The sequence below is a fragment of the Paracidobacterium acidisoli genome (assembly GCF_003428625.2).
Lineage (GTDB): Bacteria > Acidobacteriota > Terriglobia > Terriglobales > Acidobacteriaceae > Paracidobacterium > Paracidobacterium acidisoli.
This window is the reverse complement of the sequence record NZ_QVQT02000001.1, coordinates 776,726-789,886: the sequence shown is the minus strand read 5'-3', so window position 1 is coordinate 789,886 and position 13,161 is coordinate 776,726. Positions and strand designations below refer to the sequence as shown.

General features: G+C 63.8%; 11 protein-coding genes. 6 read left to right on the top strand and 5 right to left on the bottom strand.

Going from position 1 to position 13,161, the window contains the following annotated elements; all coding sequences use genetic code 11:
- Positions 1 to 22 precede the first annotated feature (22 nt).
- The 3 genes from D0Y96_RS03440 (at position 23) to pgeF (ending at position 4,531) form a co-directional block, all read left to right on the top strand.
- Entirely contained in the window at positions 23 to 1,381 is a 1,359-nt protein-coding gene (locus D0Y96_RS03440; RefSeq protein WP_117297907.1) for a glycoside hydrolase family 27 protein, read from the top strand.
- 90 nt (positions 1,382 to 1,471) lie between these two features.
- A complete protein-coding gene (locus D0Y96_RS03435; protein WP_117297906.1) occupies positions 1,472 to 3,010 on the top strand; it encodes a sigma-54 interaction domain-containing protein in 1,539 nt (512 codons plus the stop codon).
- Positions 3,011 to 3,412: 402 nt separating this feature from the next.
- The gene (gene pgeF, locus D0Y96_RS03430) at positions 3,413 to 4,531 is read left to right on the top strand and encodes a peptidoglycan editing factor PgeF (protein WP_117297905.1); all 1,119 of its coding nucleotides are present in this window, start codon (positions 3,413 to 3,415) and stop codon (positions 4,529 to 4,531) included.
- Between the two features lie 12 nt (positions 4,532 to 4,543).
- On the opposite strand, the gene D0Y96_RS03425 is transcribed toward pgeF, so the two are convergent.
- Together D0Y96_RS03425 and D0Y96_RS03420 are read right to left on the bottom strand one after the other, a co-directional pair.
- Positions 4,544 to 5,704: a cysteine desulfurase family protein gene (locus D0Y96_RS03425; RefSeq protein ID WP_117297904.1), complete on the bottom strand. Its 1,161-nt coding sequence runs from the start codon at positions 5,702 to 5,704 to the stop codon at positions 4,544 to 4,546.
- Between the two features lie 35 nt (positions 5,705 to 5,739).
- Positions 5,740 to 6,144 (bottom strand): DUF3224 domain-containing protein, encoded by a 405-nt coding sequence (locus tag D0Y96_RS03420; RefSeq protein WP_117297903.1) that lies wholly within the window; start codon positions 6,142 to 6,144, stop codon positions 5,740 to 5,742.
- 269 nt (positions 6,145 to 6,413) lie between these two features.
- Between D0Y96_RS03420 and D0Y96_RS03415 the strand changes: the two genes are divergently transcribed.
- Together D0Y96_RS03415 and D0Y96_RS03410 are read left to right on the top strand one after the other, a co-directional pair.
- Positions 6,414 to 7,778 (top strand): nicotinate phosphoribosyltransferase, encoded by a 1,365-nt coding sequence (locus D0Y96_RS03415; protein ID WP_117297902.1) that lies wholly within the window; start codon positions 6,414 to 6,416, stop codon positions 7,776 to 7,778.
- A 99-nt stretch (positions 7,779 to 7,877) separates the two neighbouring features.
- The gene (locus D0Y96_RS03410; protein ID WP_158562152.1) at positions 7,878 to 8,456 is read left to right on the top strand and encodes a DinB family protein; all 579 of its coding nucleotides are present in this window, start codon (positions 7,878 to 7,880) and stop codon (positions 8,454 to 8,456) included.
- Between the two features lie 119 nt (positions 8,457 to 8,575).
- Here D0Y96_RS03410 and D0Y96_RS03405 read toward each other — a convergent pair whose 3' ends face one another.
- Together D0Y96_RS03405 and D0Y96_RS03400 are read right to left on the bottom strand one after the other, a co-directional pair.
- Positions 8,576 to 9,712, bottom strand: a complete 1,137-nt coding sequence (locus tag D0Y96_RS03405) for a citrate synthase (RefSeq protein ID WP_117297900.1) — start codon at positions 9,710 to 9,712, stop codon at positions 8,576 to 8,578.
- Between the two features lie 276 nt (positions 9,713 to 9,988).
- Positions 9,989 to 11,089: an NAD(P)/FAD-dependent oxidoreductase gene (locus tag D0Y96_RS03400; RefSeq protein WP_350448956.1), complete on the bottom strand. Its 1,101-nt coding sequence runs from the start codon at positions 11,087 to 11,089 to the stop codon at positions 9,989 to 9,991.
- 126 nt (positions 11,090 to 11,215) lie between these two features.
- On the opposite strand from D0Y96_RS03400, the gene D0Y96_RS03395 reads away from it, so the two are divergent.
- Positions 11,216 to 12,052 carry a hypothetical protein gene (locus tag D0Y96_RS03395; protein ID WP_117297898.1) on the top strand — a complete coding sequence of 279 codons (837 nt, stop codon included), beginning with the start codon at positions 11,216 to 11,218 and terminating at the stop codon, positions 12,050 to 12,052.
- A gap of 424 nt (positions 12,053 to 12,476) precedes the next feature.
- Here the strand turns inward: D0Y96_RS03395 and D0Y96_RS03390 are convergent, their stop codons facing one another.
- Positions 12,477 to 13,055 (bottom strand): hypothetical protein, encoded by a 579-nt coding sequence (locus tag D0Y96_RS03390; protein WP_117297897.1) that lies wholly within the window; start codon positions 13,053 to 13,055, stop codon positions 12,477 to 12,479.
- Positions 13,056 to 13,161 lie beyond the last annotated feature (106 nt).

Genomic DNA, 13,161 nt, shown 5'->3' with positions numbered 1-13,161 from the left:
CGTCTGTTTCCCCGGAGGTAGGATGCGCCGCTTTTCGCTGACCCTGTTCGCTGTCTCTCTCTGCCTTGCTGCTCTTCCCGCAGCCGCGCAGCGCCGTCCTTCGTCCGCGCTCCTGCCGCCCATGGGCTGGAACAGCTGGGACTCTTACGGTCTCACCGTCACCGAGGCCGAGTTCAAAGACAACGTGCAGTGGCTGCATCAGCACCTCCAGCCGTTCGGCTGGCAATACGTCGTCGTCGATGAAGGCTGGTACCTCACCCATCCGCAGACCTCCGCAACCACCGGCTACGTGCTCTCGCCCGACGGCCGCTACCTTCCCGCCGTGAATCGTTTTCCATCTGCCGCCGCCGGTGGAGACAGCTTCCAGGCGCTGGCCGATTACGTGCACTCCCTCGGCCTCAAATTCGGTATCCACATCATCCGCGGCATCCCCCGCGAAGCCGTCGAGAAAAACCTTCCCATCGCCGACTCCGGCTTTCACGCCGCCGATGCCGCCGATACGTCCGATACATGTGCCTGGAACAAGGACAACTACGGCGTCAAAGACAATGAAGCCGGCCAGGCATATTACGATTCGCTGGCAAAGCTCTACGCCGGTTGGGGCGTCGACTTCCTGAAGGTCGACTGCATCTCCCAGCCTTACCGCGCCGCCGAGATCCACATGGTCAGCGAGGCCCTCCGCAGAACCGGCCGCCCCATCGTGCTCAGCCTCTCGCCCGGCCCCACCCCGCTCGACAGCGCAACCGACGCGCGCCGCTATGCCCAGATGTGGCGCATCTCCGACGACATGTGGGATGTATGGGCGAAAAACCCGGGCGATCACTCCGGCTTCCCTCAGGCGCTCTCCCGCCAGTTCGCCGTGCTCGCCTCCTGGGCCCCTCACATCGGTGATGGCCACTGGCCCGATGCCGACATGCTGCCCATCGGCTACCTCGGCCCGCGCCCCGGATGGGGCACCGCCCGCCAGTCGCGCCTCACGCATGACGAGCAGCGTACCCTCATCACCCTCTGGTCCATTGCCCGCTCGCCGCTGGTCCTCGGCGCCAATCTCACTCGCATCGATCCCTTCACCGAATCCCTGCTCACCAATCCCGAGGTCATCGCCGTCGACCAGCACTCCCTCGCCAACCATCCCGTCCTGCAGACGCCGGACACCGTTGTCTGGACGGCCGATTCCGTCGAGGGCAGCCGCTATGTGGCCGTCTTCAATCTCAGCAACAGCGAAAAGACCCTGGCCTGGAAGTGGAGCGAGCTGAATCTGCCCTCCGGCAGCCATCCCGTCCGCGATCTGTGGCAGAAAAGCGACCTCGGAGCCTCAGAAGAGCTGCACGTAACGCTCGCGCCACACGCCTCGGCTCTCTTTTCCGTCTCCCTGCGCTGACGCCGGATATTCCGGCAGGGAACTCGCGCATTTTCCCCATGCAGGTTTCTGCGTGGAATTCGGGCGCCGACAGTCTAAAATGGCTCACACATGCCCGAGCACAAGCAGATTCGGGCACTGCTGGCTGTTTGCGACCTGCAGGCCGGCAGTGCTCTCCGCGCCCTTTTTCGCGCGCGCGGAGACAGGGCCGAGATCGTCCATCCGGAGGATCTTGCCGCCGAGGTGCGTGCCTCCGTCCCCCATCTCGTCCTGCTGCAGCTCCACGTTCCCGGCGGTCCGCTCGCCGTTCTGCAGCGTGAATTTCCCGACCTTCCCGTCGTCGTCCTCGTTCCTCCTCAGCCGGCCATCGCCTTTTATGCCGCCAAATGCGGCGCTGCTGAGATGCTCACCCTGCCGCTCAATTCCGCAGAGGCTGCGCGCCGTCTCCGCCCCGTTCTCGACGGTCTGAACGAGGGCATGCCCCCTCATGGAGGCAACGGCCGGTACCCGGAATCCGGAAGCCACTCAGGGCAGGCAGAGCAGACCGAAGGCGCCCGGCCAGCCGATATCGAGCGGACCGATGCCGAGCCCGTCCCCACCCTGCCCGGTCTCTTCAGCACCTCGCCCCGCATGGCGGCAGTGCGCTTCACCATCGACCGCGTCGCCTCCACCAGCGCCACCGTGCTCATCCGCGGCGAAAGCGGAGTCGGCAAAGAAGTCGTGGCGCGCACCATCTTCGCCCGCTCCGATCGCAGCCGCCGGCCCTTCGTCAAGGTCAACTGCGCCGCCATTCCCCATGACCTGCTCGAAAGCGAGCTCTTCGGCTACGACGCCGGAGCCTTCACCGGCGCAAACCGCTCCCGGCCCGGCAAATTCGAGCTGGCCAACGGAGGCACCCTCTTCCTCGACGAGATCGCCGAGATGCACCCGGCCCTCCAGGCCAAGCTCCTCCACGTACTGCAGGACGGCGAATTCGCCCGCCTCGGAGCCCGCCGCGACACCGCCGTCGACGTCCGCGTCCTCTGCGCCACCAACAAGCTCCTCGAGCAGCGCATCGGCGAAGGTCTCTTCCGCGAAGACCTCTTCTATCGCATCAACGTCGTCACCATTCACATCCCGCCTCTGCGGGAGCGGCGCGATGAGATTCCCGTTCTGCTGCGCCACTTCATCGAGAAATACGCCGCCGTCTACCGGCGCTGCGTCGTCATTCCCGGCGACGAGGTCATGCAGCAGCTCGCCGCCTACTCCTGGCCCGGCAATATCCGCGAGCTGGAGAACCTCTGCAAGCGCTACGTCATCGTCGGCGACGCCACACAGATCGTCCGCGAGCTGGCCCAGCATCATCTGCGCCGGGGTGCCGTCGAGTCTCCGGCGTCCCCGCCGGTGGACCTCCCCATCCCCGCCGTCGAATCCCTTCCGAATGGCGAGCCGGCCCTCCTGCCCGCTCTCGCCGAACCCTCTCTGCTCGAAATCGGCCGCCGGGCCGCGTGGCAGGCGGAGCGCCAGGCGATTGAGGAGATGCTGGTTGAGACCCGATGGAATCGCCGCGAAGCGGCACGGCGCCTCCGGGTGAGCTATAAGGCGCTTCTGAATAAAATTCAGCAGATCGAGAAAGAAAGTCCCGCCCGCAGTGAGCATTTGGAAGCCTAATGGTGGTATTTACATGCCACATTGGGGACTTCTGTTTACGCCGCTGCGGGTCAAACTCCCCGTTCACTCTGAACCGCTCTCCCGTTTTCGAGAAAAATCAGTGGGATACGAAGCATAAGAAAAATGAGGGCATTCAGGACAACATTTGGCCACTGAGTTGCTTCTTATATTAGCAATACTAGAGGCAACTTCAGACGTTTCACTCCACCATGTTGTGAGTCTTCTCTCAATTGCCGGAGTCCGCAAAAGGCGGATTCTCTTCTCGAATATCCAACGGCTTCCCCTCACCCAATGCCTCTAAAGCTGGCCCGCCGGAAGGCGGGCCTTATGCTTTCTGCCCACCCCTTATCGTTCCCTCCGCAGCTTCATCCGCATCCTCACCGCCCGATACAATACTTCTGCATGCCCACCCCTGCTGCTTCTGAAACCGATCCTTCATCCGGCCTTCCCGACCTTTCCCTTGCCGACCTTTCCCGGATCGACAATCTTCTTACCCAGGCCGGACTCCGCCGCAGCCCCCGCAAACATGCCTCTCTGCAGCCGGACAGGGCTCCGTCCGTCTCCGCGGCGCAGGCCAGCCCGACTCGCCCGGACGAGGATGCGCCATCGCAGGAGCTGCACGCCATCCCCGCCGCACTCGACGTTCTGCAGGTCCCTGCCTGGAGGGAGATCGGCTGGCTCCGTCACGGCTTCAGCACCCGAACCGGCGGCGTGAGCACCGCCTATACCCCGGGCCAGGAGCGCGGCGAGCTCAATCTTGGCTACACCGCCTCCGATCCACCGGAAAATGTCCGTGAGAATCGCCGCTGCTTTGTCGAGGCAGTGACTGGCGGCCCGGCTCTCTCGTCGTCCGCTGCGTCCCCCGTTTCATCTATGGTGACGCTCCGCCAGATCCACTCCCGCCTGGTGCGCGTCGTCGGCCGGGAGGACTGTGCCGGGACCGCGCGCTGGAAGGCCGACGGCATAATGACGAATCAGCCCGGCGTCCTGCTGGCCATTCAGACCGCCGACTGCATCCCGGTGCTCGTTGCCGACATAAAACAGCGCGCCGTCGCCGCCTTTCATGCCGGATGGCGCGGCACCTGGAAGCGCATCGTCGAAGCCGGCGTAGGCCGCATGCGCATGGAGTTCGGCAGCCGCCCCGAAGACCTCGTCGCCGGCATCGGTCCCGGCATCGGCCCCTGCTGCTATGCCGTCGGGGAAGAGGTGCGGGATGCCTTCGAGTCGCAGTTCGTCTATGCCGCCGAGCTCTTCAGCGAAGTCTCCGACTCCGACCCCATCCGCGAAAAGTATCCGCTTCTCTTTCTTACCGCGCGCGCGCCGGGGCACAGCCACCTTGGCCCCTCGCTGCATCTCGATCTGATCGAGGCGAACCGCCGCCAGCTTCTCGACGCGGGCCTCTCCGCGGCAGCCATCTCCGTGACCGGCGAATGCACCAGCTGCCGCAACGACCGCTATTTTTCGTATCGCGCCGAAAGGGGCTTCACCGGCCGGATGCTCTCCGTCATCGGCATCGCCTGACCGGCCGCCGTCTTATCCCAGCGTCCCCGCATTGACCGGCGACAGCTCCCGAAGATGGTTTACCACGCCCGGAATCACCTCCAGCGCGTAGTCGATATCGGCCTCGGTGGTCTGCTTCATCAGGCTGAAGCGCAGGCTGGCCCGCGCCCGCGCCGCCGGCAGACCCATGGCGCTCAGCACGTGCGACGGCTCCGTCGCTCCCGAGGCGCATGCCGAGCCGCCTGAAGTCGCCAGACCCTTCAGGTCCAGCGCAATCACCAGCGCCTCGCCCTCCAGCCGGTCGAAGTAGAGATTGGTCGTGTTGGGAACCCGCGGCTGTGCGCCGCCGTTCACGCCCGACTCCGCCACGCGGGCCAGCACGCCCGCCTCCAGCCGGTCGCGCAGCGTGGCCACGCGCTCCATGCTGCCATTCCCGAGCCCTTCCAGCGCGATCTCCGCCGCCTTGCCCAGCCCCACAATGCCCGCAACGTTCTCCGTTCCGGCGCGGCGCTGCCGCTCATGCGATCCGCCGAAGAGCAGCGGCTCCAGCCGTGTGCCCCGGCGGATATAAAGAATCCCTGTGCCCTGCGGCGCGTGCATCTTGTGGCCGGAGATGCTCAGCAGATGGCAGCCCATCGCTTTTACATCGACCGGAATCTTGCCCGCGGCCTGCACCGCGTCGGTGTGAAAGTACACCTCGGCCTCGGCGGCGATTTTGCCGATATGCTCCACCGGCTGGATCACGCCCGTCTCATTGTTGGCCATCATGATGCTGATCAGCTTCGTCCGCGGCTTCAGCGCGCGGTACACATCGTACGGATCGACGACGCCATCCGGGGAGACCGGCAGAAAGGTCACCTCCACGCCGCGCTCTTCCGCCTTCTCCGCCGCATGCAGAATCGCGTGGTGCTCGATCGACGAGGTAATCAGGTGATCGCCCGGCTTCAGCACGCCGAAGATCGCCATGTTGTCGCTCTCCGTCGCGCACGACGTAAACACGATCTCCGCCGGACGGCAGTTCAGCAGCGCCGCCACCTGCTCGCGGGCGTGCTCCACCGCGGCGCGCGCGTGCTGTCCGTGCTGGTGAATCGAAGAGGCGTTACCGAAGCTGTCGATGAAATAGGGACGCATCGCATCCAGCACCTCCGGCAGCAGAGGCGTGGTGGCATTCGCGTCCATGTAGATGCGGCGCATATCTCTATTTTAAGGGAGGCCGCCCGGCCGCGCTTTTATGCGCCTTCCCCGATCTCATACTCGAACTCGTACGAGTGTTTTCCGTCGGCGATCAGGATCGTGAACCTCCCGCGAATCCCCGTCAGCTCCTCGGTGCCCGAGTCGGGAACCACCGAGATCGCCATCTCCGGCACGCCGCGGTTCATCGTTCCGCTGTGCTGCAGAATGAAGGAGCCTCTCCGTCCCTGCAGCGTTCCCGTCACCAGCTCCATCGCCACGTATCCGGCCGAGCCCTTTACGGCCGTTCCGGCAGCCAGCATCTGGCCCTGGCTCACGCCCTCCAGATCGCCGTAGAGCTGCTTGTCCAGAAGCATGCGCCCCGGCACGCCATACTGGCCGCCGCTCTCCGCGGGCTGAGGAGTTACTTTCACTTCAAACGTTCCGGTCGCGCGAGTCGTCATGGCGGAAGGCCTTTCCTGCAGCGGCAGTCCCGGCCAGAATACAGCCTTCCTGAGCCTTTGTGCCGCCCGGCCCGGAAATCGGTCTTATCTCAGTTCGAATTCGCTTTGTATCAGGGCACGGCTTCAGCCGTGCCATAAGAGAGACAAAATGAGCGCGGCCTCAGCCGCTGAGGGATAGTTTGTTTTCTCCGCATCCGTAAATCGCCGCAAAAACCGGCCGAAAAACAGGGAGCCGGCATTTGCGCCCGCCTCCGCTATCATCGAAGCATATGTGGCGGCCTGTCCCTGCACTTTCTGCGGACCTGTACGAGCTGACCATGGCGGCTGCGTACTGGATGAACGGCATCCATGCCGGCGCGAGCTTTGAGCTCTTCGTCCGCAACATCGGAGAAAACCGGAACTACCTCATCGCCGCCGGCATCGAGCGTGCCCTCCGCTATCTTGAGGAGTTTCACTTCGAGCCCGAAGAGATCGAGTTCCTCCGGCAGCATCCCGCCTTTCGCCAGGTGGACAGCGGATTCTTCGACTACCTCGCCGCGCTCCGCTTCACCGGCGATGTCCGGGCCATGGCCGAGGGCACGCCCTTCTTTGCCGACGAGCCCATCCTGCGCGTCACCGCGCCCGTCATCCAGGCGCAGCTCTTTGAGACCGCGCTGCTCAGTATGGTCGGCTTTGAAACGGCGGTCGCCAGCAAGGCCGCGCGGGTCGTCGAGGCGGCGCAGGGCCATCCGGTCTCCGAATTCGGCAGCCGCCATGCGCATGGAACCGAAGCCGCCCTCTACGCGGCGCGAGCCGCGTATCTCGCCGGCTGCAACGGCACCTCGAACTCTGAAGCGGGCCTCGCCTTCGGCATCCCGGTCACCGGCACCATGGCCCACTCCTACATCATGACCTACAGCGATGAGCTCGAGAGCTTCATCGACTTCTCGCGTGTCATCGGGGAGCGCACCACGCTGCTGCTCGACACCTACGACACCATGCGCGCTCTCGAAAGCATTCTCGTCGCCGGTCTCCATCCCTCCGCCGTCCGCCTCGACAGCGGCGACCGCCTCACCCTGTCGAAGCAGGTCCGTGCCCGCCTCGATCAGGCCGGCCTGCACGACGTAAAGATCGTCGTCACCGGCGAGCTCAACGAGTGGCGCGTCGACGAGCTGCTCCGCGCCGGCGCTCCCATCGACAGCTTCGGAGTCGGCACCGAGATCGCGACCGCGAAGGACGATCCGGCCCTCAGCTGCGTCTACAAGCTCGTGCACATCGACCTCGGCGCCGGTCCGCGCTTCCGTGCCAAGCTCAGCGCGGAGAAGCACACCTGGCCCTCCTGCAAGCAGGTCTACCGCTTTCGCGATGCGCAGGGCCGCCTCGACCACGACGTGCTCGCCTCCGTCAGCGAGGAGATCCCCGGCGGCGAGCCGCTGCTCCGCCACGTCGTCTCCGGCGGACATCTTATCGAGCCGCCTCCGGCGCTCGAAGACCTTCGCGCCCGCTGCTCCGCCATGCGCGCCGAGCTGCCGGATCACCTGCTCCGCCTCGAGCCCGACCACAGCTACCGCGTCGAGGTCACCGGAAAGCTCAAAGCCATGCTCGATCATCTGCGCGAGGCCCAGGGTGTCGCCCGCGTCGCATCCACCGGCTGACCGCTCCACGCTCGTCACCTGAAACATCCGCTTCGTCCCCATCTGATACGCTTCCTGCTGCGGCGGCCCTGCCGCTGCTGAGGAGGTCGTATGCGATGTATGAATCTGCGCCGGCTGCTTCCCGCCGTGCCATGTCTTGCGTTAGCTCTTCTGCTGGCCGTGCCGGCCGCTCTGTCTGCTCAGGCGTCGTCCGCCGGCGAGAGCAAAACCATTGCCCCGGGCGATTCGCTCAACGCTCTTTTGGGCATGCTCGAACACGAGGTGGTCGGCGCAGCCGACGCCATGCCCGCCGACAAATATGACTTCGTTCCGCCCGCCACGCCCGGCGACTTCAAAGGCGTGCGCTCCTTCGGCAGCCAGGTCAAACATCTCGCCGAGTCGAACTATGAGTTCTTCCAGGGATGGGGCATTCCCGGTGCCGCCGATCCCAAAACCATCGAAGCGCTGAAGAGTAAGGAAGACATCATGAGGGCGCTGCGCGATTCTTATGCCTATGCCCACGCGGCCGTCAGCTCCATCACCCCGGAGAACGCCTTTCAGGCGATGCCGGGGCCTCCGAAGGGAAAGGCGACCCGTGTGTCGCTGGCCACCTTCTGCCTCGCCCACTCCATGGATCACTACGGCCAGCTCGTGGAGTATCTGCGCATGAACAGCATCATCCCTCCCGCCAGCCGCTGAGGCAACGGGCTATAGCTGCAAAGCGATTCCGTTCAGAGCTGTGCTGCGCGGCAAAAAACAAGGGCGTCCGTCAGGACGCCCTTCGTGTCTCTGCGCGGAATCCGCGCCTGCTTCTGTCGTCAGCCTCTCTGCGCGATCGGCACGTACTTCGCCGGATACTCCGGTCCGATGTACTCGGCGCGCGGACGGATCAGGCGGTTGTCGTCGAGCTGCTCGATCACATGCGCCGCCCATCCGGCGATGCGGCTGATGGCGAAGATAGGAGTGAAGAGATCGAGATCGATGCCGAGGGTGGTGTAGGTCGAAGCGGAGTAGAAATCCACGTTCGCGTTGAGCTTCTTTTCCGTCTTCACGTACTGCTCGATCTTCTGCGACATGTCGAACCACTTCGTGTTGCCCGAGGCGCGGCTCAGATCCTCAGACATCTTGCGCAGGTGCGTCGCGCGCGGATCTTCCGTGTGATACACACGGTGCCCGAAGCCCGAAATCTTCTTCTTCTGCGCCAGCATCTCGCGCACGTACTCCACCGGATCGGCCCCCGCCTTATCGATGGCGAAGAGCAGCTTCATCACAGCTTCGTTCGCGCCGCCGTGCAGCGGACCCTTCAGCGCTCCGATTGCTCCGGTGATCGCCGAATGCACATCGGAGAGCGTCGCTGCGATCACGCGCGCCGCAAAGGTCGAGGCATTCAGCTCATGGTCGGCGTGCAGAATAAGCGCCACATCGAAGGTGCGCGCCGCCGTCTCGCTCGGCTTCGCGCCGGTGAGCATCCACAGAAAGTTGCCCGCGTGCGAAAGCGACGCATCCGGCTCGATGACCGGCAGGCCCTTGCGGATGCGGTCATACGCGGCAACGACGATCGGAATCTGCGCCGTCAGGTCGAAGGACTTGCGCACATTCGAATCGTGATCGACGGCCGACTCCGCCGGATCGTACGAACTCAGCGCAGAGACTGCGGTACGCAGCGCCTCCATCGGCGAGCAGGTCTTCGGGCAGGAGCGGAGCAGATCGAGAATTTGCGGAGGGATGCGGCGGGACTGGGCAAGCCTTTGTGAAAAGGCGTCGAGTTCAGACTTCGTGGGCAGCGTGCCGTGCCACAGCAGATAAGTCGTCTCCTCGAAAGTCGATTTCTCCGCCAGGTCGTGAATATCGATGCCGCGGTAGGCAAGCACACCCGCATCACCGTCGATCCAGCAGATGCCGGAGTTGGCTGCAACAATTCCTTCAAGTCCTTTGGCCGCTACGGCAGTCGACATATATACCTATTTTCCTCCAGTTTTGTTCTCTTGCACGCACTGTTTCTGAGATGCTCTGAATATTTCGGGGATGCCGAAGCCGGCGCTGCGGCCCAGGTGTTGAGCCCGCGGCCAACGGGCGGTATAGCCGTGGTTTGCGCCGGCTCTGAATCGTTCATAACCGCTGTTCCGGCGCAGAAGGGTGAACTTTGTTTATAGCGTACGCGAAGCAGGCTTGTCATCCGCGCCGCTCTGCGCCTGCATGCGTCTCCGCGCTGTAAGCGCTTTCCGCTGCCCTCAGGCCTGGCCTGTCTCCGCGTCTTTCATTCCATCAAAACGGTTCGCCCGGAAGGCAGAGAGCTCGACCGCCGGCCGCCGCCCGCCGATCAGCTCGCGCACCGCTCTCGCCGTCGCCGGAGCCAGCAGAATGCCGTTCCGGAAATGCCCCGCGGCAACCAGAATCCCCGGAGCCACCCGGTCGATCACCGGCAGCCCGTCCGCCGTGCCCGGCCGCAGCCCCGCCCATGTCTCGACGATCCGCGCCCCGCGCAGCGGCGTCCACAGCGTGGCAGCGCTCGCCAGCAGCGCATCGATCTGCGCCGGAAAGACCTGCTTGTCGAAGCCGAGGTCCTCGACCGTCGCTCCGATCACGTAACGCCCTCCGCCGCGCGGAACAATATAGAGCTCCGGCGTGCGCAGCACGCATCGCAGCTGCACCTCTCCCGGCAGCTCCACCGCGAGCATCTGTCCCTTGCGCGGGGCCACCGGCAGCGAAGCGCCGGCCGAGGTCCCGGGCGATCCCGCCCACGCTCCTGCGGCGTTCACAAAATGCCGCGCCGTCAGCGGTCCGGCCGTGGTCTCCACTACGACGCCATCGCCTCCGCTGTGAACCGCGTTTACGGCAACGCCCTCGTGCAGCTCCACACCCGCGGCCCGCGCCGCCGCCGGCAACGCCTGACCAAGATCGCGCGGATCGAGGCTGTGCTCATCGAGCAGGGTAAAGCTCTGTCCGCCGGTCCTGAGTCCCGGTGCAAGCGCCTCAGCCTCGGCAGCCTTCAGCGCGCGCAGATCGAAGGGCAGATGATCCGTGCCCTGCAGCGTCTGCCGCGTGCGCAGCGGAATCGTCTCTCCCGAAAGCTCTTCGATCCTCGCCAGAAACTCCGGATACAGCGCCAGGCTCAGCAGCGAAAGCTCCCGCAGCGCCGCCGGATTCTCCGGATCGCATCCGGCCAGCATGCCCGCCGCCGCCCACGATGATTCCGACATCGCGGTGCCGCGCTCGAAGACCACCACGTGGAGTCCCGCATCGGCCAGCGCCAGCGCCGTGGCAAGGCCGATAATGCCCGCTCCGGCAATGACAACATCGGCACGCGTCGCAGTTTCGTTTCTCTGGATCACAATTTCTATTCTAAGGGTTTGCCACATGAGCCGCCGTCGCGCTACGCTCTGGCTCACCGGCTGCAGCGTAAAGGCCGGCAAAGACGTCTATCCATCAAATGACCGGGAAAGAAGGGAAGACACGGTATGAGTGACACGCCTGGAAGTGGAGAGCAGCGGAGTTTTTCAGGATTATTTCTGGGCCTTCTCGCGCTCGCGGTGCTTGCAGCCATCGCGGGCCTTGCATGGAGCTATCTGCTCACCGGCCGTCTCACTCACGCCGAAGCGCAGCTGGCCCTCGAGCAGCAGCAGAATCAGAAGCTCGCCTCTGCCGTCGATGAGACGAACGCGCGCCTTCGCGTCACCTCGCAGTCTCTCGGCCTCACCCAGCGTCAGCTCGATGAGCGCGCCTCCGATCTGCTGCGCCGTCAGCAGGCCGATGCCCACCGCCTCGAAAACGAGCAGGCCGCCGCGCAGGCCTCCACGCAGAAGCAGATCAGCTCCGTATCGAGCGATGTAACCGGCGTAAAGACCGATGTCGGCGGCGTGAAGACCGATCTCGGTCAGACCAAAACCGAGCTGCAGACAGCCGAAGCGCAGCTCCAGTCCATGAAGGGCGATATGGGCGTGCAGAGCGGCCTGATCGCGACCAATCACGATGAGCTCGAGATTCTCAAGCACAAGGGCGACCGGAACTACTACGAGTTCACCCTCGACAAAAACCACCGCAAGGCGATCTCGACCGTGGGCCTCGAGCTGAAGAAGGCCGATACGAAGCACAACCGCTACACGCTTGAGGTCTACGCCGACGACAAGAAGATCGAGAAGAAGGACCGCGGCCTGAACGAGCCCGTGCAGTTCTACACCGGCAAGGGCAACATGCTCTATGAGCTGGTCGTGAACAGCATCAACAAGAATCAGGTGCAGGGATACATCGCCACGCCAAAGAATGCGCCAGTGCCCGTCTCGACCTCGGGACAGTAAGGCGAGTAGCGAAGAAGCGGTCAGCTAAAGTCCGGTTAGCTAAAAATCGGTTAGCCGACCGCTTCACCAGCCGCATTCCTCATGGCAAATGCAGAGCAGCGCAATCTAAGAATGAATTGTCATCCCGACCGGAGCATAGCGGAGCGGAGGGATCTGCAGTCGTTGTTCTGCTGACCGGACTTTAGCTGCCCGCTTTTTAGCTGCTTTACCAGCCGCATTCTTCATGGCAAATGCAGAGCAGCCACAATCTAAGAATGAATTGTCATCCCGACCGGAGCGGAACGCAGTGAAGCGCAGCGGAGGGATCTGCAGTCGTTGTTCCACTGACCGGCTCTTAGCTGACCGGTTTTCAGCTAACCGGACTTTAGCTGGCCGTCTTATCGCTGACCGCTTCTCAGCTGACCGCCTCACCAGCTGCTGCCCGTCAGCTTCCGAAAACCGTTCCCGCCGGAGCCTGCATCACCAGGTTCTTCTGGTGCTGAAATTCAACGGAGATCGCAAAGTTCTTACGCTGGTTCCACTGATCCTTCGTGATCGGATAGTGAAAGATCATCTGCCCTTCCACCTGCTGTCCGGGCGTCAGCGTCATATCGCGCAGAATCGGTTCCTTCTTCTGCGGCGCCAGATCGCTGTAGGCGATAAATACTTTCTGAAAGTCCGACCGTCCCGCCGCCGTGCCGTGCTGCACCGAATCGTCCGCCATCGTCACATCGCCTGACATATCGTGCAGAAAGATCGGAATGTCCGCCTGGTTCCGGATGCGCACATCGGCCAGAACGATGACCTCGTCGAACGTATCTTTCTCGCCGTTCAGTCCGCCTATCCCCGATCCCGTCGACAGATCGCGATGAATCGGATACGCGGTGATCGACAGCACCTGCCCCGCGTGCACCGGCGGCTTGTTGTTGATCCACACATACGCCCCGATGGCGAGCACAGCGATCACCATCGCGGCAAGGACAACCACGATCGGGTGGTTTGCGGGGGAGGAGTCGTCAGACATAGCAGAGACTGCATTCTACCGCAGCCCCTGCCTGCCCGCCGCGCCAATTCGCCCCTCCCGTCCATTCGGAATTTTCTCGACAGTGCTCTGCCTCCCCGGCATACTG

What these genes read in the sequence shown, in the direction of transcription:
- D0Y96_RS03440 (WP_117297907.1), top strand. Translation starts at nt 23, where the DNA reads ATGCGCCGCTTTTCGCTGACCCTGTTCGCTGTCTCTCTCTGCCTTGCT.
- D0Y96_RS03435 (WP_117297906.1), top strand. Translation starts at nt 1,472, where the DNA reads ATGCCCGAGCACAAGCAGATTCGGGCACTGCTGGCTGTTTGCGACCTG.
- pgeF (WP_117297905.1), top strand. Translation starts at nt 3,413, where the DNA reads ATGCCCACCCCTGCTGCTTCTGAAACCGATCCTTCATCCGGCCTTCCC.
- D0Y96_RS03425 (WP_117297904.1), bottom strand. Translation starts at nt 5,704, where the DNA reads ATGCGCCGCATCTACATGGACGCGAATGCCACCACGCCTCTGCTGCCG.
- D0Y96_RS03420 (WP_117297903.1), bottom strand. Translation starts at nt 6,144, where the DNA reads ATGACGACTCGCGCGACCGGAACGTTTGAAGTGAAAGTAACTCCTCAG.
- D0Y96_RS03415 (WP_117297902.1), top strand. Translation starts at nt 6,414, where the DNA reads ATGTGGCGGCCTGTCCCTGCACTTTCTGCGGACCTGTACGAGCTGACC.
- D0Y96_RS03410 (WP_158562152.1), top strand. Translation starts at nt 7,878, where the DNA reads ATGAATCTGCGCCGGCTGCTTCCCGCCGTGCCATGTCTTGCGTTAGCT.
- D0Y96_RS03405 (WP_117297900.1), bottom strand. Translation starts at nt 9,712, where the DNA reads ATGTCGACTGCCGTAGCGGCCAAAGGACTTGAAGGAATTGTTGCAGCC.
- D0Y96_RS03395 (WP_117297898.1), top strand. Translation starts at nt 11,216, where the DNA reads ATGAGTGACACGCCTGGAAGTGGAGAGCAGCGGAGTTTTTCAGGATTA.
- D0Y96_RS03390 (WP_117297897.1), bottom strand. Translation starts at nt 13,055, where the DNA reads ATGTCTGACGACTCCTCCCCCGCAAACCACCCGATCGTGGTTGTCCTT.